Raw genomic sequence first — 20,114 nt, 5'->3', positions numbered from 1 at the left:
CTGACGAGATGAACCTGGCGGCAATCGATATCGGCACCAACAGCATCCACATGATTCTTGTGAAAGTTCAGCCAGGAAACCGGTTTGAAATCCTCATGCAGGAAAAAAGCATGGTCAAATTGGGAGTTGGCGTATTCGCAAAGAATAAAATTAGTCCCGATGCCCTGGAACGGGGGGTGGAAACAATAAAGAAATACGTACAACTGGCCGATCAGTACGGAGTGGACGACATCATTGTCAATGCCACCAGTGCCAGCCGGGAAGCCAAAAACGGGCGGGAATTTTTAGACCGACTGATCCAGGAAGCCGGTATTTCCCCACGATTGATTTCCGGAAAAGAGGAAGCGCGGTTGATCTTTCTTGCTGTAAAGGAGGCCATTTCGATCAAGAAAGAAAAGGTGTTGGTGCTGGATATAGGCGGAGGAAGTACGGAAGCCGTAGTGGGGGACGAACACCAGATTTATTTCGGGAATTCCATGAAACTGGGCGTACTTCGCCTGCTTGACAAGGTCGGGCATTCGGGACCACTGACCAAAGAAGCGCAGCAGGACCTGAAGCGGCACATCCGGAAAGCAGCATCCAAACTGATGGACCCCATTCGTGAAACCGGGTTCAACCGCGTGATTGGTACCTCCGGAACCATCCGCTCTCTGGCAGAGTCCTGCCTGGAAAAAACGGAAAACCCCGACCCGGAACGCGTAAATGCGGAAGAGATCCGCCTGGAAGAACTTGTCAGACTCCGTGACAAATTGATTGGCGCCAGCCCCGAAGCCCGCGGCGAGATACCGGGCATCAGTCCCAACCGATCCGATGCCATCCACCTTGGAGCCTTGTTACTTGTAGAACTGTTGCAATTGGTGGAAGCCGACCGAATGACGATCTCCGACGCTTCGCTGCGGGAAGGCATGATCCTGCACTACATCGAAAAAAACAAACTTCAAATTGGTAAGGAAACCCAGGGCAAAAACCTTCGGGAGAAAAGCTGCATTTGGCTGGCCAATCGCTACGAGACCGAGTTGGACGCCAAAAAACACGTCTCCGGATTGGCCCTGCAGCTGTTTGATCAACTCAAATCGCTCCATGGAGCCGGGGAGCAGGAACGAAGCCTGCTGTATCACGCCGCCTTGATCTACGATGTCGGCCTTTACGTTAAATTTCAGGATTACCACAAGCACTCGCGGTACATCATCAACCACAGTCAGCTGCGCGGATTTACCAACGAAGAGGTTTTGCTTCTGGGGCATTTGGCACGCTACCATCGAAAAAAAGGACCCAAAAAGCGGCACAAAAAGTTTAAACGCCTTACGGCTCCGCAACAAAAGCAGGTGCGGTTGCTGGCGGGCATTTTGCGCATAGCCATTGGCTTGGATAAAACCAAAAACCAATGGGTGCAAACGCTCTATTGCCTTCCGAACCGGTCAAAACTGGAAATCCAGGTATTTGCGGAAGAAAACATCGCCCTGGAACTATGGGAAGCCCAGCGCTTTTCGGATACACTTAGCAGCTACCTAAAAAAAGACATTCACCTGACGATGGGCTAACTACTGCGCTCCCCTGTGATAAAAATCACTTTTTTTACCAGGGAAAGCGGTCAAATTTGTAGTTCGTAGGATTTACAGGCCCGATTGCGGCCACAAAATTACTGTAACGCACAAATTTAGACACCAATGGACATAAAAAAATATTTACCCTTTCTACAATGGCTTCCCCATTACGATAAAACGTATTTGAAAGGGGATTTGTCTGCCGGAATCACCGTCGGGATCATGCTGATTCCCCAGGGAATGGCCTATGCCATGCTGGCCGGGCTGGAACCCATCCACGGACTGTATGCGGTAACCATCCCGCTAATTTTATATGCCATCTTCGGAAGTTCCCGACAGCTGGCAGTGGGGCCGGTTGCCATGGTTTCCCTATTGACCGCAGCGGGTATCAGCAGTCTGGGACCCGCTTCCCCGGAAGAGTACCTGTTGTACGCCCTTACCCTCGCTTTTTTGGTAGGATTGGTCCAGTTTTCGATGGGGGCCTTGCGCCTGGGCTTTGTGGTAAACTTTCTCTCCCACCCGGTGATCAACGGTTTTACCTCTGCGGCAGCCATCATCATCGGATTAAGCCAAATCAAGCACTTATTTAAGATCAATCTTCCCAACAGCGAACACATCCAAGAGATGATCGTGGCGATCTACCAAAACATCGGAGACCTCCACTGGCTCACCTTCGGTATTGGGCTGTTGGGGATTGTCATCATCAAATTTGGTAAAAAAATTCACCCTTCCCTTCCTGCCCCCCTGCTGGCCGTGGTGGTGGGGATCGTCCTGGTCTGGGGCTTTGGCCTGACGGAACGCGGGGTGAAAATTGTCGGAGATGTCCCGAGTGGTTTGCCCGGATTCTCCCTACCCTCCTTTGATATCAGCGGCTGGTCCACCCTATTGCCCATCGCGTTGACCATTTCGTTGGTTGGCTTTGCGGAGAGCTTTGCCGTAGCCAAAACCATTCAGGCCAAGCATAAAAACTACCGGTTGGATGCCAATCAGGAGCTGATGGCCCTGGGGATTGCCAATTTTGGTGCAGCATTTTTCAGAGGCTACCCGGTGACAGGAGGGTTCTCGCGGACAGCCGTAAACAATCAGGCAGGTGCGAAAACCACCATGGCCTCCATCATTAGTGCGGCCTTGATACTGTTGACGCTCTTATTCTTTACCGGCCTGTTTTATTACCTGCCGAGTGCCATTTTGGCCGCGGTGGTATTGGTAGCCGTGGCCGGGTTGATCGATTTCAAAGAGCCCGTAAACCTTTGGAAAAAAGACAAAACGGATTTCTCCATGCTGATCGCCACCTTTTTGATCACCCTTACCCTGGGAATCGAGACCGGCATCATCGCAGGCATGGTACTTTCCCTACTGGTGGTGATTTACCGGGCCTCCAGACCCCACATGGCTCGATTGGGCCGGGTACCCGGCACAAAAATCTACCGGAATATCCGGAGGTTTTCCAATCTTGAAGTCAACGAAAACTTGCTCATTGTCCGAATCGACGGCCCCATTTACTTTGCCAATGTGGAATACATCCGGGATAAAATGAATCAATGGCTGCTGGACCGAAAACAGCCAACGAAAATGATCATTTTCAATATGGAAAGTGTCACCAGCATGGACAGCACCGGCGCACATGCGTTACACGATTGGATCATGGATTGGCGGGCCGGGGGCATTGACGTGTGCATAACCGGAACCAAGGGACCAATCCGGGACGTGCTGGATAAATGGAACCTCATCGAATGCGTAGGGGCAGACCACGTATTCATCGACGATCATTCGGCTACTGCGTACTTTGAACAATCAATGGACAACGACCACATGGAACAGCTGGCACCCTATGCCCTGCAAAGCAACGTGGAAAAAAAGTAAGGACACGGATTTAATCGGCGATCGCTGACAAAAGGCGGATCGTAGGCTGGAAGGTTGGGGATTTTTTCCCAACCTTTTTTTGTTTGCCTGCCCGGTGAATCCGTTTTTGTTCCGAAACAGACCAGCAAAACGTCCAATTAATCCCAAACGGTGGGACACTAGGAAGCGATCGGCTAGGGGAACGATACCCGGTTTAATGGAATAAAAAAATCCCGGTGGGCATTCCACCGGGATCCAAGCGGCCTTGCGACCGCTGGTTGTAGTTTAGCCCAACCATAGCTGGGCAAACAGCCGTATTGCTTAGCTACCTGCCTGGATAACGCCGCACGCAACCCTCGCTCCGGCTGCGCCGGATGGCTGAGAGGTGAAGTCGTCCGCATCCGCATGGATGATCACGGCTTTATTGACGATGTCCGAACGGGAACCATCACCGATGGTCCATCCTTCTACTTCCATCTCAAGGGTACCGACCCCGTCTTCTCCAACGACCATATTATCGATGTCTCCGCTATGGTGTTCGCTTTCGCCTCGTTCCCCGTGCGGATCATCGGTTGGGTTCCAATGTCCACCTGCAGAGGTTGCATCAGCTGCGCTGCAATCCCCGTTTTCATGCAGGTGCAAGGCATGCTCTCCGGCACTCAGATTTGCCACATCCATCACTAGGCGAACCTTTCCGCTTTCCAACGTAGTAAACGTCGCTGTGCCGGTGACATTGCTTCCACTGGCCCCGGACAAAACCGCAACCGCTGATTTGGTTTCCATTTCCGGAGCTGCCGGCTCGTCGGTGACCATTTCCTGATCCACACTTGTCGCTTCTTCCGAACTATTATTTCCAGACCCGCAGGCATAGGCAAACGTGGAAAGTCCAAGTATTACTAGATAATTTAATCGTTTCATCATGACAATTCTTTTTTTGGTTGTATTCATTCGATAGGCTATGTATAGAAAAAAATGTGCCAATTGTGCCAAAAGTGAAAATCTATCAGAACCTTGGCAATGCAAACCAGCAGGGCGGCACTATCCTGGAGGAATCGCTTCGTGTCGATTAAGCGGAACGGAACTGGTACAGCCAACCTTAATGATTTTTTAACGCGAGCCAGCTGATTCTGATTTTCCTTTTTAGCTATATTCGTTTAACGAACGTACCATGAAAGTAAACGAATCCAAATGGCTGTGGTGGCTGGTGTTTGGCTCATTTCTAATTCATTTTGCCAACATCGGCGGTTTCAGTATCTATGCGCTGGATGAAGCGAAAAACGCCACGGCAGCAATCGAGATGATGCAACAGGACGAATGGGTCTTACCCACCTTTAACCGGGAACCCAGATTTGCTAAACCACCCTTGCATTATTACGCATTTGCCCTCGCTTACTCCTGGTTTGGTTTCAATCCCTTTGCTGCCCGATTCTTTCCAGCACTGCTTGGCTTTTGTTTGATCTGGGTGGTCTATGGGTTTACCCGATACCATACCAACAAGCGCCTGGCTTTTTGGGTTGCTTTTGTAGTGTGCTGCAGTCCCCATTGGGCCATACAGTTTCACATGGCCGTCCCGGACGCTTTTTTAATTTTCTTTCTGACCTGTTCTTTGGCCTGCTTTTATACCTCTATCAAAAAAAGCGAGAAGTCACCTAAGTTAATCCTTGCGGCCTACCTGTCTTTGGGACTGGCGGTCCTGAGCAAAGGACCGGTGGCCATTGTTCTGGTTGCAGGAATCATGGGCCTGTATCTCCTTATTGGTCAAAAAAACCCCCTGCGGCAGATCGCAGCCTTGCTGTATGTTCCCGGGGTGCTGCTTTTCTTTTGCGTCGTACTGCCCTGGTACGTACTCGTCGGCATTCAATCCGAGGGTCAATGGCTTTCGGAGTTCTTTCTAACGCACAATTTGAGCCGATTTTCGGCCCCCATGGAAGGGCATGGTGGTGGTCCCTGGCTGACCTGGGGCTACGTATTCGTGGGAATGCTGCCCTTTTCCCCACTTTTGGTTTTTCGTCTTCGAAAACTCCGTTCGCTGCTCAAACCAGCAAATGACCTGCTCCTTTTTTCGGCGTGTGCGGCGGTTGTCATCGTGCTTTTCTTTTCCGTTTCCGCTACCAAACTTCCGAACTACACCGTACCGGCTTACCCATTTATAGCCATTTTGGTGGGATTCTTGATCAATCGGTTTATACGAACCAAAAACGAAACTCCGGTTCGGGTTTTCGGCTTCGTATCGTTGCTTACCCTGTCCCTGCTTACCCTCCTTCCTTACATCCTGTTCCGTTCCATCGATGAACTGCGTCATTTTACAGACGCCGCATTCCCGCTGCTTGTACTCGGAATTATCTGCACGGGTCTACTTGCCGCTGCCCTGCTGTTTCGTAGAAAAAACGAGGAAATCATCGCAACGGTAGGTATTTCCTTCTACCTGGTTGCGGTTACCTTTTTCTATGTTTCCGCCCCGGCACTGGATCGTTTCAATCCGGTACTGAATGCTCCTTTACAAACCCTGCGCCAAGCCGAGCTGTATTATTATCAGATATACAATCCGGCCTTTTCTTTTTACCTGCAAAAAGAAGTGAAGAACATCGAAGACCAGAGCAGTGTTCCGCAGTCGGGTTTTGTACTCACCCGAGAAAAATACCTCCCGGAGTTTGAACGGCTAAATATCCCCTACCGCGTGGTGCATGCACAGAAAGATCTGTTTGAACCGCCCGTTACGGTGGTTTTGGAAATCCGGCCTTAAGGTTTTGACGCGTTTGACTTTCGGAGCTTGATCTCTCCGGGAATCCGTAGACGGCCTATCCGTAGCTCCAATCGTCCCTCCCACCAAGATCGCTGAGGAAAGGAATGTAGGAACAAATATCCGGCATACGCGGAGAAAATACCAAGTAGTGAGCCTGCATACACATCCCATATAAAATGCTGTAGCAAATACACGCGACTAAAGCCCACGAGTACCGCCACGGCCAACCAAAAGATCTGCCACTGCTTTCCGGCGGGTCGAATCAACAGCCAACTGGTAACAAATAAAAAAATACTGGCCGTATGTCCGGAGGGGAAGGTATGGTAGAGGGCATTGCGCATCCCCTCGATGCGGTGCAAGGGCTCACCTTCGAAGTAGGCAACCGGTCGCAGCGTTCCCGGAAAGCAGACCTTTTTAAAGAAATGAACCAAAAAGGCATGAAGCAGAAAACCAATTGTCAGAAAAAGGGCATCGGCATACCGAATCCATAAAAAGCCGCCGATTAGAAACACCGCCACCAAACCGTCTCCCAGGTTTGTAAAGCTCTTGAAAAATACATCCAGGATGTCTGTGTGTTGGCGATTGATCCACAATTCCCAGTAGCCCTTTTCCTGTCCAAGCAAAACTACCGGGAGGAGTACTAACAAAAAAACGTAGCCAGTAAAAAAAACGCGTGGGAGGGATTGCCGGCACTTGCCCCAGGGAATAACGTTCATGCTTGAGCCAAATAAATCATTGATCGATATACCCGCGAAAGGTAGCAAATGGAACTTCCTAACAGGTTACCAGAAAATAATCAAAACGTTAACATTCAATCCATTGCTACCGCCTCATTCGCCGCTGTAGGTACAGGCAAGCCGTACCCTGCAGCAGGAATGCCCGGTAAAAGTGTTGGACAGGTGCCACCCGAAGTCGAATGCGGAATAAATCCATCAGGTGTTTACCCTATTTACAAGCAATTTTTCTATTTTTAGCGTTCTAGACGGTACTTTACCAAACAAATTTCTTTGTCCCATGAAAATAGACTATCAAAACCCCCAAATCCCTCCCGGTACCGGACAGGTGGATGTCCCCCTTGTAGAGGCCACCGAAGAATCCCTAAAGGGATTTGGTAAACTGGTTAGCAAAGATGCGTACCGCAACTACCCCATCGAAATTGTCCGGTGGCCGGCCTCCGGATGGAGAAACGTAGACGAAGGCACCGGAGACGAAGCCGGTACCGTATCGGGCGACTTTGAGTTTTTTTGGGAGGGAGATTTTTTTAAAGGAAGAAACCATGCCGTCGGTTCCGAATACCTCTTTGGCTGGAGCAAGCCGCCGGAAGAAGCGGACCCTTTATCCCGGGAGCAGCCAAAAGAAGTATTGCTTTGGCACGCCAACTATCATCCGGATGGGGGGCAACTGTTTTTCCCCCTGGACGGAAAGCCCTTTATCACCGCGTTGGCGCTGCCTGGAGACGAGGTGCGTCCGGAAGATTTCGTAGCCTTCAGGGTGGCCGCAGGAATGGGGCTGTATATCCATCCGAATGTCTGGCACGAAGCAATCGTTCCGCTGGAACAAAAAGCCGTCTTTTATGACGAACAGGGTGCGATCCATGCCCGGGTCAGCGTACACTTCCCCAATGAATTCGGCGTTTTGCTGCGGATTCCGATCCAATAAAAGCCGACCCAACCAGGCTTCCAGAAAACGGGCCGAAACTAACGAGGGCTTCTGACCCTCCATTACCCGTAAAACCCGGCCCCCCTCCTTCTGCTTCTAGCGGCTACACCGGTAAGCAGACCGGTCAGGACCCGGATAAGGTCAATCGCCGAAGAGGCTGCGAAAAACGATCAAAACTTCTGGCAGGGGTACAGCGTTTTTGATGAATCGGCCACCTATGCCAGATTTTCAATCCTGCCTTATTGGCAAAAAAATGCCGCCCAGATTTCCGACATAGGAGAAGGAATCTGGGCGGTATTTCCACCAATTATTGGTTCATTTCCTTCAAGCTACTGCTTGATGGCTGGTCGAATGATGCGTTTTCCAAAGAAAAAAAACAAACCCCGACTGCGGGACCAACACCAACGCTAGTTGCGGAAGCAATGCTCCGGAACCCAGGCTCCAATCTATATTTAACAGCGTACATACCGATACGATTACCGCTACCGATACCAATGCAAACAGATTGGCCAACACTAATTTTGTTTGATTTTTCATGACAGTATTGAATTAAAAATTTGATCAAAAAAAGAGCCGTTTTCGCTGGTACGAGCCCTCTTCTCTACGAATGTCGGGCATAAAAACAGAAATACCAAATGGTAAAATAGATTGAAAATCAAGTCAATAAACGCCTTTCCATTACAAAAAATAAATAATGTAAATCGATTTACAGAAACTGTATTTCACGCCAGAAATCAACGGTAAAAAAAATTTAACTTTTTTTTTACCTCCTGACAGAAACGCAATTTCTCCGAAAAAACCCGTCAACATCGACCACCTGCTTCCGATCCGGATGGTTAGGAAAATAGAACGATATATTGTATTTTTACCTTATATAAGCGAATAAACTGATATTTTGAAATAAAATAAAATTTTATACTAAACAAAATGTTCCTTGTCCGGAAAATATTGCTTTTGATAATCGTGATTCTGGGAGGATCGATCCATGGATTTTCCCAAAATCAGAGCAATCTTTTGGACATACGTACCTGCGATAAAAGTTGCAGTTCAAATAACTACACCATCGAATCGGTCTATTTGAGTGATTCCACGGGCACTCCGGTTACCAGTTCCCTGCTCACCTGCAGCCCTGGAACCGAGCAAACCACGTATATATCGTTCACCTATACTACGAGCGCCGCAAGCACTGCCAATAACGGACGCCTGTTTGCCGATCTGCTGGTGGGTGATTCCACCCTATTTTTAAACTACTATTTTGGCACCATTCCCTCGGCAAAGACCGTTGCCGATACGTTAACGCTGGCTGAGTTTCCGCTCACCTGGACCTGTGGAGAGGTAGTGATCCTCCAAAACCCCCTGTTGGCCTGGACAACGAGCGCATCGGCCGACTTGTCAGGAGCCTATGGGTGTAACGATTACCCAACGGCCCAATGCCAAACCACAGCAACTATCGTGGTAGACGCGCCTTTGGCCGTACAATTTGACTACAGCGCTTCTTGCCTGGTAGACGAAAGGAGCGAGGTAACCTTCACCAGCACCACGAATGGCGGGAGAGAAGCCTATCAATACGACTGGACATTCACCAATGCAACGATCAGCAGTGACACGGTTGCCAATCCACTGGTTCAATTCCTGGCTTCGGGAACGGCGGAGTTGACCGTCACCGATGCCAACGGCACCCAAAACAGCTTTAGTAGTGTGATAGACATTCCGGTAACCACGAACCTGAATGCCGCGATCACCGACCATACCGACGACGAAAATCCAGATGGAGCCATTGCGGTGACCATGGTAAGCACCGGCGATTACAGTTATTCCTGGACCGGGCCGGGAGGCTTCACGAGCAGCCAGCAATCAATCAGTGAGCTCATCGGCGGCGACTATTACCTTACGGTAACCGACGAATTTGGGTGCAGCAGCCATTGGGAATTTGAGGTAAACTATTTCGGAGCGCTGCCGATTACCTGGGGAGAGGTGAAAGCAAGGGCACATGCCGATCCCTCCATAGTCACCATAAAATGGTCCACGTTGAAAGAAAGGGAGTCCAGCCATTACGAGGTCCAACGTGCCATTCAGGATATTTCGCGCTTCACCACGCTGGGAAAAATCCCTGCTCAGGGAAACACGGATCAAACGACGCAGTACCAGTTTACCGACAAGTTGCAGCCGGGCACCGGGACCTGGGCCTATTACCGGATTTGCCAGTTCAATAGGGACGGCAGCTTTGAGCACAGCCCCACGCTGTCCGTGGCCATTCCAACAGTGGAGGGCCAAACCAGCGATTGGACGGCCTACCCCAATCCCGCGAACAACGGCTCTTTATACCTCATCTTTACCGGTACCGATCTTCCTTCTGATCAATTCATTCGGATAAAAATCATCGAACAGGAAACATCGGTGCAGCTGGCCTCCGAATGGAACGGTTCGCCGATCGAATTGAGTCAATGGATCCAATTGCTTCCCAAAGGCCTATTGATCCTTGAAATTCACTATGCCGATAAGGTACAGCGCCTAAAAGTAATTCAGCGTTAAGTGGGGGCGCATGTTGGACCAATTCGTTGCGCCTCACCCAACCCTACTGTACGGATTTTTCCATCGCCCCGGGTTTGCCTTGTATTTATGGGTATCGGTTGATTTTACCCGGCCCCTTCGTTTCCATGCCCATCCGGGGGCATTTTTTTGTTTTCTGATTTCTTTCCCAATATTTGCTGTTATTTTTGTACTTAGGAAAACGTCGCATGGTATACCAGATTAAGGAATTAGCAAACGGAATCAGAATTGTACATCAGGAAGTCACTAGTACCCGATTGGTGCACTGCGGGTTCGTCCTGGATATTGGAAGCAGGGACGAACGAGAAGATCAGGAAGGGCTGGCGCATTTTTGGGAGCACATGGCCTTCAAAGGCACCGAAAAACGAAAAGCATTTCACATCATCAATCGCCTGGACTCCGTCGGAGGGGAACTAAACGCCTACACGACCAAAGAAAAAATTTGTTTTTATGCCAGCGTATTGCAGCAGCACTGGAGCAAAGCGGCAGAGTTGCTGTGCGACATCACCTTTAATAGTACTTTCCCCCCGAGGCAGATCGAGAAAGAACGGCAGGTAATTCTGGAAGAAATGGCGATGTACCGGGACTCTCCAGACGACGCCATACAGGATGAATTCGACGATTTGTTATTTCCTGGCCATTCCCTGGGCTACAATATTCTGGGAACGGAATCCACCGTAAGCCGATTCAGCCAGCAAGATTTCCTCGACTTTGTGGACCAACACCTGGACACCTCGCGTATCGTTTGCTCGGTGGTGGGCAATATCAGTTTTAAAAAAGCGCTCCGCACGCTGGTGCCTTTGCTTGGTGCGGTTCCTGCGACAAGCAGAACTACCGTAAGGCAGGCGGTGAACGGCTACTCCCCGCGAACCACGATTCAGTACAAAGAAATCACGCAGGCGCACTGCGCATTGGGAAAGCCCGCCCTGGCGCTCAACGACGAACGGCGGTTTACGCTATACCTGCTCGATAACATCCTGGGCGGCCCCAGCATGAATTCCCGGCTAAACATGGCCCTGCGAGAGAAACACGGATTGGCGTACAGCATCGAATCGGTTTATCAGCCGTTCACCGACACCGGATTTATCGGGATTTTCTACGGGACAGAGGAAAAAGCCGGACCCAAAGCGCGGAGGATCGTCCTGAGAGAAATCCGCAAGATCAGGGAAAAGAAACTGGGTACCTTGCAGCTTCACATGGGTAAGGAACAAACCATCGGGCAAATGGCTATGGCCGAAGAAAATTATTCCGGACTCATGCTGGTGTATGGCAAAAGCCTGTTGGATAAGGGCTACATTGAATCATTGGAGGCTATTTTCAAAAAGATCCGCTCCTGCACGGCAGAGCAACTACAAGAATTAGCGAATGAGGTGTATGATGAAGCGCAATTTAGTTTTCTTACGTATTTACCGAAACCACAATGATACCTGAAGAATTATGGAGCTACTGTGTGGAACACAGCAGTCCGGAAGACGAATTACTGGCACGTATTTCCCGGGAAACACACCTGAAAGTACTGAAGCCACGCATGCTTTCGGGACCACTGCAGGGCAAGTTTCTGGAGATGCTTGTCAAAATGACCGGTGCAAAGAAGGTATTGGAAATCGGTACCTTTACGGGCTACGCCACCATCTGTATGGCCCGGGGCCTTTCAGAAGGGGGAACGATTCAGACCCTGGATAAAAACGAGGAACTCGAAGAGATGGTCCGGGGTTTTTTTAAGCTATCGGGACTGGAAAAGAAAATCGATTACCGGCTGGGACACGCGCTCGATTTGCTAGCCGATTCCACGGATAGTTTTGATTTTGTTTTTATTGACGCAGACAAACAAAACTATACACACTATTACGACTTGATCGTTGAAAGACTACGTCCCGGAGGCCTGATCGTTGCCGATAATATTCTCTGGTCGGGCAAAGTGCTCGCCGAAAACCGGAAAAAACTCGACAAAGATACCGCCGCAATTATGGCATTCAACAAAAAAGTGCAGGAAGACCCCCGGGTAGAAAACGTGGTTTTGCCCATCCGGGACGGCATTACCCTTGCTAGAAAGCGCTGATTTTATTATCATGAAAAAATTTTTGGTTGGTTTATTTTTCGCCCTGTGCTCCTTGAATGCCGTCATGGGCCAGGTACCGCAGGTGCCGCGGACGATCCGATTTGCAGACATGACACTTCACCTCGATCCAGGCTTACAGCGAGAAATTCAGGACGAGGTCAATGCGCAATACCGGAGTCCTTCCCATTTTCAAACGAAACTGGACCGGGTAAATCTCTACCTGCCCGTCGTTGAACGGGTCTTGCGGGAGGAAGGGGTTCCGGAAGACTTTAAATTTCTCGTCATTCAGGAAAGCAGCCTTATCTCGGATGCCGTTTCTACCTCCAATGCCGTCGGCTTTTGGCAATTCAAACAAGCCACCGCCGAAGAAGTACTGCTACGTGTAGACCAGGAAGTGGATGAACGCAAAAACATTGTATCCGCGACCAGAGGTGCAGCCAGCTACCTGAAAAAACACCAACGATACCTCGACAACTGGGCCATCACCCTCGTTTCCTACCAAATGGGCCTGGGGGGAGCAAATAACTACTACAAGGGCAGGCATAAAGGAGAACGAACCATGGACCTGGACCGAAAAACGTACTGGTACCTGAAAAAATTTCTTGCCCATAAAATCGCCTTTGAGCCCCAGTTGGGCCAGGTCGTCAGCAATGGAGACTACCTACACGAGTACCCGGTAAAGGGACCCACCGATCTAAAAACCCTGGCAAAATCCCTGGGAGTCAGCGAAAATCACCTCAGGGAGTACAATACATGGGCAAGCAAGGGGAGAATTCCCGGCGACCGCACCTATGTGGTGACCTACCTTCTCAACGGAATTGTGCCCAATCGCCCGATCCTTGTCAGCGAGACCCCACAGGCTACAAACGAAGGGCTGGCTCCCTCTCGACAAAATGCCGGGGGATTTCCCCGGATCAGTGGAAACCTCTCCAATGCGCGCCAACCCCGGGAAATAAAAATCAACGGCATCCACGGTATTTTAGCTAATAGCAGCGACCAAAGCCGCCTGGCAGCTCAGGCTGGGATCAGTGAACGAAAACTGAGGCGGTCAAACGATCTAAAACCCTCCGACCCGGTACAGGCGGGCCGTTATTATTATACCCGACGAAAGAAAAGCAAAGGGGAACCGGAAGAACACATTGCGCAGCCGGGTGAAACGCTCTGGGAAATCTCCCAGCTGTACGGCATCCGCCTGCACTCCCTCATGGCCAAAAACCGGCTATACCGGGACGAACAGTTGCTTCCTGGCATGGTCTTGCGGCTTCAAAAGTACTATAAAAAGAATGAACCCATCCGCCGGGTAACGTTGACCCCAGCTCCTCAACGACCCGCTGCGGCCAAACAAGCGGCCGTACCCCTGAAATCGACACCCAGCGTAGAAACCCCACCGAAAACTACCCGACCGTCTCCAGACCCTGAGCCATCCGCCCCGGCCAGCGTAGTGGTCCATCTGGTGCAGCCGGGAGATACGCTATATGCCATTTCGAGAAAATACGGCGTGACCGTAGCCGATTTAAAATCCTGGAATCAGATCGGAAGTGACAATATCCTATCCGTGGGACAAAAACTCGAAATCAGAAAATAAATCAACGCAAATGACCGTATATTTGCCCTTTACCTAAAAATGCCATGCCTTACCGGATTTTATTGATTCTGTTTTTACTTAGTGCTGCCCGTACCGGCTACAGTCAGGACCTATCCAAGGCCGATACCGTGATTATCGGCGGGGATACACTGGTGATGCGCGGCGACTCCCTCATCTTCACGACGGAAGCTCCACCCGTCTATTGGGAAAAAGGAGGCAATTACAACCTCAGCATGCAACAAGTGAGCTTGAGCAATTGGTCAGCAGGGGGCGCAAGTTCCTTTGCCTTTACCACCGGCTTGCAACTTTTTGCCAGCTATAAGAAAGAAAACATCATTTGGGACACCAACCTGTCTGTAAACTATGGGATTAATCGACAGGCCGGAAGGGCTTTCCCTACGCGGAAGACCAACGATAATTTTATCTTCACCAGCAAATACGGGCGTCAGTTGAGCGATAAGATATACCTCTCCACGCAGATTGATGCACGAACGCAACTTTTGGCGGGACACCGGTATTTCCGGCCCTCGGGGGCCGAACAAGACAGCCGGAATCGGATTTCTGATTTCCTGAGTCCAGGCTATGTGCAGTCTTCTACAGGATTGAACTACCAGACTTCCCTGGAAAAAAAAGGAAAATTTTCGGTAATTCTTTCCCCCTTTACCGGTCGTTTTACCATCGTACTGGATGATTCTCTAAGCCGGGCGGGCGCATTTGGGGTATTGCCCGGAGAAAGCGTACGGGCAGAAGCCGGGGTCTCCCTCGGCTCCACGGCAGATATTCAGGTGATGGAAAATGTGCGGTGGAGAACCGATTTAAACCTTTTTTCAAATTACGAAAAGCTGGGGAATACCGTAGTAAATTTCAACTCTGTCGTAAGTCTAAAAGTTAACAAATACATTACCACCCGCATTGAGACCATCGTTATCTACGACGAAAGTGTCTTTATCGAACAGGACGACGGTACATCTTCCAGAGCCGTGCAGCTCCAAAACCTGATCAATTTTGGGATCGGGGTCGATTTTTAAAAGTCAGTTTCTAGCCCAAACCGGTTTTTAAATTCCTTAAGCGCCGGCGATTTCTTCAGCAAATACCCGAGTTTCTCACTAGAGGTATAGAGACTTTTTACCGGGTCCAGGTCGTCTGCTTTGACTTCAAAGTTCACTTCCACCTCGGGATGTTGTAGTTTTTTTCGAAATATGCCCGTCAATTCCGGTTTGAGTTTGGGGAAAAGATCCTCCTGCAGGCCTCCGTGAATGAGAAACACAATTTGCTGTAGCCGGACTTCAAAGGGCTGCTGCAGAAGCGCCATCTCCATGTTTTTATGCCCTTCCTTAAATGCTTGCTTCACTTCTTCCAACACACCTTTCACCTCCGCTTCGCTTATCGAGCGATTGGAGTTTGCCGGTTTTTCTTCGGAAGGGGTCGGTTCGGGTGTTGTTTCGTCCAAAACCTGCAGTACCGGGCGATCTTTCATCTGCCGCTTTACTTCTCCCAGGCTGGAAGGAATGGCAATGGATTTCTTTAGTTCGGAAAAACGGGATTCCTGATTGGATGGCGCGGGCGCTGGATTGGTTGCAGTGAGGCTTTCAGCCGTTACGCTTTTTTTTTTGACGAATCCTCCGCCAGACTGGCCAAATTGATGGCGTGCGGCAGTTTTGCGAGTTTCATCAAAACCAGTTCCACATGCAAGCGTTGGTTTTTGCTGGTCTTATAAGACATATCCGCCTGATTGCAAATGGTAAGCGCCGACAAGAGAAACGATAACGAGGCCTGTCTTGACTGATCCTTGTACCGGTTTTTGGCCGATTCCGACACTAGAAGCAACTGGGCCGTATCCGGATCCTTGCAGACCATCAGCTCCCGAAAATGCTCGCTCAACCCCACCAAAAAGTTATGCCCGTCAAATCCCTTTTTTAGAATTTCATCAAAAATCAGCAAGGATTTGGATATACTTTCTTCCAACAAGGCATCCGTTACTTTGAAGTAATAGTCGTAATCGAGTACGTGCAGGTTATTGATGGTTTCCTGATAGGTAACCTTTTTCCCTGCGGAAAAGGTAACGATCAGGTCAAAAATGGAAAGGGCGTCTCGAAGGGCACCGTCCGCTTTGGTCGCAATTAGACGCAATGCCTCTTCTTCGTAATCAATGTCCTCTTCTTTTGAAATGTACGCCAGGTGTTGGCTGATATCCTGAATCTGAATCCGGTTGAAATCAAATATCTGACAGCGCGAAAGGATGGTCGGAATAATTTTGTGCTTTTCCGTTGTTGCCAGAATAAAGATGGCATGCTTTGGCGGCTCCTCCAGGGTTTTCAGAAATGCATTGAACGCCTGCGTGGTCAGCATGTGAACCTCATCGATGATGTAGATTTTGTATTTGCCTCTCTGGGGCACGTACCGCACCTGCTCTACCAGGTTGCGCATGTCGTCCACTGTGTTGTTTGAAGCCGCATCCAACTCGTGCACATTGAAGGAACTATTCGAATTAAATGCCTCGCACGAACTGCACGCATTGCAGGCTTCTCCGTTTTCCAGCCGGTCTTCGCAGTTAATGGTTTTGGCCAGAATCCTCGCACAGGTGGTTTTACCTACGCCTCTGGGACCGCAAAAAAGAAATGCCTGCGCCAAATGTTCGTTTTTTATGGCGTTTTTCAGCGTTGTCGTAATATGGCTTTGCCCCACCACACTTTTGAAGTCTGAAGGTCTGTATTTTCTGGCAGAAACAACAAAATTTTCCATTACCGCAAGTTATAAAATTAATCCAACTTACATCCCGTCTGAGCGGGTTTTTAGCCAGTACTTTTTGCTAACCTATTCAAAATAAATCCAGTAAATTGAGCCGGTTGCATCCGCTCCTTTCGCTGCTACCCGTACCCAGCTGAAGTGCTAGCCCAATTCGGGCCCGGCAATCAGGTAATACTTGTCGGGCACCCCAGCATGCGTATTCCTTCGGTAATACATCCGTATCAGTGGTCGTCGTTGTTCAAACCCCTGTGCCTCGAGCCAACGCCTAAATTCATTTTTGTCGGCCGCCACATCCAAAACCAGTGGCCTATCGGAAAATCGCCGAAGAGCGGTCCTAACCAGGCATTTGGCGTCTGCATCGGTTTCTGCGACGAGCGGGCCCAGCTGAATGTACCTACTTCCGTGCCGGCAAATCACCATTCCATTGATTCGCCGATCTTGTTTTCGCATCCATGCCCCCCCGGGAAATTCATCGAGCAGGTAGCGCAGTAAGTGCTCCCTTTTTGCCCCGAATACTGCTGCGTCTAAGTTCGTCAAAAGGGGCAGTTCGTCCCGAGACAGCGGAAAAACATCCGCTGGTATTTCACCGGATTGCTCCGAGACCCCGGGATTCCGCACGTATCTCCAAAGGGTATATTCCTTGATAAAGCCCATGCTTTCGTACACCAACTGACCTTCTGGGGTGGCATCCAGCTTGATGGTCTCCATGCCTGAAAGGCGATTCAGCAGTTCGTGCATCAGTTTTCTACTAATTCCCTTTCGCCGGTGTTCCCGATCCACCAACATCATCCCAATCCAAGCCAGCCGGTTTTGATAGGCTATTGCCGTGACGGTGCCCACGGTTTTTCCGTTGACGACGGCCACCTGGCATAACGCTGGGTTCTGATCAAGAAAGAACTGCCAATCTTTCCTTGTCTGGTTCCAGCCCTCCGCATTTTTGAGGGCCATCGCCCGGTCCAGGTCCTCCAGCCCCATGGGCCGTATGTATAGCGCTGCATCCATGGTGATTTATTTCTTTTCAAAGATCCACTATTTACCAGTAATCGGGAAATTTTTAGCGGCTCTTGGTATTTTTTTTCTATTTTAGACAATCAAACCTGTCGAAGTCGACAGGGCTGCCAATAAACCCGAGCCCCTTATGCTGATTACCCTTATACGACTGCAACTACTAAAACGGATACGAAGCAGCTCATTTGCAAGAAGCATGGCCTTTGGAATTGTTGCCATCGTTATTGGCTCGTTTTTGCTTGCGTATTTGTTTTTGATCGGCCTGGTACTGAACACCTTGGTGAAAGAGGTAATGGGGGTTTCCGATGCTGTATTGGTCATCAACAGCTCTCTGCTGTATTTTTATTTGCTGGAGCTTATTTATCGGTATTTTATCCAGCGAATGCCTGTGATCAGTTTGGGGAATTTTCTACACTTGCCCCTTTCAAAATCGCGAATTATCCATTTTCTGCTAGGAAGCAGTTTCGTTTCCCCACTCAACTGCATTGCCTTGCTGGTGTTCGGTCCATTCGCGGTATTGGAAATTCTTCCATTGTACGGAGCCGTGCCTGCGGCAACCTGGCTGCTGGCGGTGGTCCTCACCAGTTGGTCCATTCATTGGTTTATTCTCTGGTTCAAACAGCGCTTTGAAGACAGCCAGACGGGCCTGCTTTTCGTGTCCGCAGTGTTGTTCCTGAGTATTGTCTCCAGTTATTTTTCTTTTTTTGACCTGGGTGCATTTTTCGAACCTGTTTTCACCTTTGCGTTGGAAAGTCCGGTGCCGGTTTTCCTGTTGCTTACCGTTGGCATATTGAGTTACTTCTTGTGTTTCGCTTTCTACCGCCAAAACGCTTATCTGGACGAACTTAGTACCGGTGATCACCTGCAGTTTGCCGACCGGGACCTGGGGTTTCTTTCCAGATTTGGTTTGGCTGGAGAGGTGGCAAACCTGGAATGGAAGCTGATCATGCGCCATAAAAAAAGCCGTACCTACCTGACCTTATGCCTGGTCTTTCTATTGTACGGACTCATCTTTTACGGCAATCCTTCCTACCAGGTAGAATCCGGGTTTAGTAAGGTGTATATTTTCGTGGGAACGTTTATCACCGGAATATTTATGATTCAATACGGACAGCTTTTTTTAAGCTGGAATTCGCCCGCATTTGATTTTTACGTGCATCAGCGGGATGGGCTTCGCGCCCTGGTGCACGGAAAATACCTGCTATTTGCAAGCATATCCTTGCTTTGCTTCATCTTATCGGTACCCTATGTGTATTTTGGCTGGCACGTGCTGCTGATTCATTTGGCTACTTTCTTGTTTAACCTGGGTGTAACCATGCACCTGGTCATTTACCTGGCCCTTTGGAAACCCAAACCCATGGACCTCAACAAGGGTTCCATGTTTAATTTCGAAGGGGTAGGTATTTCCCAGGTTCTCGTCATTCTACCCCTGCTGGTTGCGCCTTATGCGGTCTTCCTTCCTTTTTCGTATTGGTTTAACGACTATGTGGGGTTAGCTGCTCTGGGGACAGCCGGAACGTTTGGGCTGCTGGTGTTCCGCCGGATTTCCTCCCTGATGACCGACCGGGTGATCCAAATGAAATATGAAATCGCATCGGCATTTCGTCAGGAGTTATGATACAAATAGACTCGTTGAAAAAGGTTTATGGAAACACGACGGTACTGGATATACCGAATCTCCGAATCCCCAAAGGCCAATGCTTCGGCCTCGTGGGAAATAATGGAGCAGGCAAAACCACCCTTTTTCGGATCATACTGGACCTGGTCCGGACCACCGAAGGGGCCGTGCTGGTCGACGGAGAAAACGTAAGCCAGGGAGAACAGTGGAAAACAAAAATTGGTGCCTACCTGGATGAAAACATGCTGCTCTCCTACCTTAGCCCCGAGGAATACTTTGCCACCCTGAAAAAGATATATGGGCTATCGGAAGCGGAGCTGCAGCTTCATCTGGATAAATTTACCGACCTATTCAACGGCGAAATACTCGGCAGCAATAAGTACATCCGGGACCTCTCCAAGGGCAATATCAAAAAAGTCGGTATCGCTGCTGCTCTTTTGGGACAACCGGAAGCCGTACTCCTGGACGAACCCTTTGAAAATCTGGATCCCAGCTCTCAAATTCGGCTGAAAAGGCTCATGCTGAAAGAAAAAACGGACCACCTGGTTACCTTTGTGATCTCCAGCCACGACCTGAACCACGTGACAGAACTTTGTGAACGAATTGTACTCCTGGAAAAAGGTGCCGTTATAAAGGACCTGCACGACAGAAATCGCATGAAAGAGGAGCTTGCCGCCTATTTCAATGTGGGGTAGCCAGAACCGGGAAAAATGGGTGGTATGGAATTGAAAAAACAGTAAAAAAGCTTAATTTGCTCG

Annotated in this window: 17 protein-coding genes; 11 read left to right on the top strand and 6 right to left on the bottom strand. The window is 49.5% G+C overall.

Going from position 1 to position 20,114, the window contains the following annotated elements:
• Positions 1-8 precede the first annotated feature (8 nt).
• Both BMW71_RS13420 and BMW71_RS13415 read left to right on the top strand, forming a co-directional pair.
• Positions 9-1,541, top strand: a complete 1,533-nt coding sequence (locus BMW71_RS13420) for a Ppx/GppA phosphatase family protein (protein WP_092174731.1) — start codon at positions 9-11, stop codon at positions 1,539-1,541.
• A 126-nt stretch (positions 1,542-1,667) separates the two neighbouring features.
• Positions 1,668-3,407, top strand: a complete 1,740-nt coding sequence (locus BMW71_RS13415; protein ID WP_092174728.1) for a SulP family inorganic anion transporter — start codon at positions 1,668-1,670, stop codon at positions 3,405-3,407.
• A gap of 300 nt (positions 3,408-3,707) precedes the next feature.
• On the opposite strand, the gene BMW71_RS13410 is transcribed toward BMW71_RS13415, so the two are convergent.
• Positions 3,708-4,307 carry a superoxide dismutase family protein gene (locus tag BMW71_RS13410; protein ID WP_244891165.1) on the bottom strand — a complete coding sequence of 200 codons (600 nt, stop codon included), beginning with the start codon at positions 4,305-4,307 and terminating at the stop codon, positions 3,708-3,710.
• A 247-nt stretch (positions 4,308-4,554) separates the two neighbouring features.
• On the opposite strand from BMW71_RS13410, the gene BMW71_RS13405 reads away from it, so the two are divergent.
• Positions 4,555-6,129: an ArnT family glycosyltransferase gene (locus BMW71_RS13405; RefSeq protein ID WP_092174725.1), complete on the top strand. Its 1,575-nt coding sequence runs from the start codon at positions 4,555-4,557 to the stop codon at positions 6,127-6,129.
• Here the strand turns inward: BMW71_RS13405 and BMW71_RS13400 are convergent.
• Complete coding sequence (locus BMW71_RS13400) at positions 6,126-6,845, bottom strand: phosphatase PAP2 family protein (RefSeq protein ID WP_092174722.1); 720 nt, start codon at positions 6,843-6,845, stop codon at positions 6,126-6,128. The two genes, BMW71_RS13405 and BMW71_RS13400, sit on opposite strands and share 4 nt — an antisense overlap.
• A 298-nt stretch (positions 6,846-7,143) precedes the next feature.
• On the opposite strand from BMW71_RS13400, the gene BMW71_RS13395 reads away from it, so the two are divergent.
• Positions 7,144-7,788, top strand: a complete 645-nt coding sequence (locus BMW71_RS13395) for an ureidoglycolate lyase (RefSeq protein WP_092174719.1) — start codon at positions 7,144-7,146, stop codon at positions 7,786-7,788.
• 324 nt (positions 7,789-8,112) lie between these two features.
• On the opposite strand, the gene BMW71_RS13390 is transcribed toward BMW71_RS13395, so the two are convergent.
• Positions 8,113-8,325: a hypothetical protein gene (locus BMW71_RS13390; protein WP_092174717.1), complete on the bottom strand. Its 213-nt coding sequence runs from the start codon at positions 8,323-8,325 to the stop codon at positions 8,113-8,115.
• 417 nt (positions 8,326-8,742) lie between these two features.
• Here BMW71_RS13390 and BMW71_RS13385 point away from each other — a divergent pair, with 417 nt between their 5' ends.
• The 5 genes from BMW71_RS13385 (at position 8,743) to BMW71_RS13365 (ending at position 15,010) form a co-directional block, all read left to right on the top strand.
• Positions 8,743-10,320, top strand: a complete 1,578-nt coding sequence (locus tag BMW71_RS13385) for a PKD domain-containing protein (RefSeq protein ID WP_143057621.1) — start codon at positions 8,743-8,745, stop codon at positions 10,318-10,320.
• Between the two features lie 206 nt (positions 10,321-10,526).
• Entirely contained in the window at positions 10,527-11,762 is a 1,236-nt protein-coding gene (locus BMW71_RS13380; protein ID WP_092174712.1) for a M16 family metallopeptidase, read from the top strand.
• On the top strand, positions 11,759-12,397 hold the full coding sequence (locus tag BMW71_RS13375) for an O-methyltransferase (RefSeq protein WP_092174709.1): 639 nt from the start codon (positions 11,759-11,761) through the stop codon (positions 12,395-12,397). Before BMW71_RS13380 ends, BMW71_RS13375 begins: the two co-directional genes overlap by 4 nt.
• Positions 12,398-12,407: 10 nt before the next feature.
• On the top strand, positions 12,408-13,982 hold the full coding sequence (locus tag BMW71_RS13370; protein WP_092174707.1) for a LysM peptidoglycan-binding domain-containing protein: 1,575 nt from the start codon (positions 12,408-12,410) through the stop codon (positions 13,980-13,982).
• A gap of 44 nt (positions 13,983-14,026) precedes the next feature.
• Entirely contained in the window at positions 14,027-15,010 is a 984-nt protein-coding gene (locus tag BMW71_RS13365; RefSeq protein WP_092174704.1) for a DUF3078 domain-containing protein, read from the top strand.
• Here the strand turns inward: BMW71_RS13365 and BMW71_RS13360 are convergent.
• The 3 genes from BMW71_RS13360 to BMW71_RS13350 all read right to left on the bottom strand — a co-directional run bounded on the left by BMW71_RS13360 (position 15,007) and on the right by BMW71_RS13350 (position 17,732).
• Entirely contained in the window at positions 15,007-15,459 is a 453-nt protein-coding gene (locus tag BMW71_RS13360; RefSeq protein ID WP_092174702.1) for a hypothetical protein, read from the bottom strand. The two genes, BMW71_RS13365 and BMW71_RS13360, sit on opposite strands and share 4 nt — an antisense overlap.
• Positions 15,460-15,578: 119 nt before the next feature.
• Complete coding sequence (locus tag BMW71_RS13355) at positions 15,579-16,724, bottom strand: DNA polymerase III subunit gamma/tau (protein WP_092174699.1); 1,146 nt, start codon at positions 16,722-16,724, stop codon at positions 15,579-15,581.
• Between the two features lie 147 nt (positions 16,725-16,871).
• Positions 16,872-17,732 carry a GNAT family N-acetyltransferase gene (locus BMW71_RS13350; RefSeq protein WP_092174697.1) on the bottom strand — a complete coding sequence of 287 codons (861 nt, stop codon included), beginning with the start codon at positions 17,730-17,732 and terminating at the stop codon, positions 16,872-16,874.
• A 136-nt stretch (positions 17,733-17,868) separates the two neighbouring features.
• Here BMW71_RS13350 and BMW71_RS13345 point away from each other — a divergent pair, with 136 nt between their 5' ends.
• On the top strand, positions 17,869-19,356 hold the full coding sequence (locus tag BMW71_RS13345; RefSeq protein ID WP_092174694.1) for a DUF5687 family protein: 1,488 nt from the start codon (positions 17,869-17,871) through the stop codon (positions 19,354-19,356).
• Positions 19,353-20,051, top strand: coding sequence for an ABC transporter ATP-binding protein (locus tag BMW71_RS13340; RefSeq protein ID WP_092174692.1), 699 nt, complete (start codon positions 19,353-19,355; stop codon positions 20,049-20,051). Before BMW71_RS13345 ends, BMW71_RS13340 begins: the two co-directional genes overlap by 4 nt.
• The last annotated feature ends 63 nt before the right edge of the window (positions 20,052-20,114 follow it).

Source organism: Cyclobacterium xiamenense, from assembly GCF_900109255.1.
In the GTDB taxonomy this organism is placed as follows: Bacteria; Bacteroidota; Bacteroidia; order Cytophagales; family Cyclobacteriaceae; genus Cyclobacterium; species Cyclobacterium xiamenense.
Note: the sequence above shows the minus strand (reverse complement) of the source record. Positions and strands in the feature narration are given on the sequence as shown.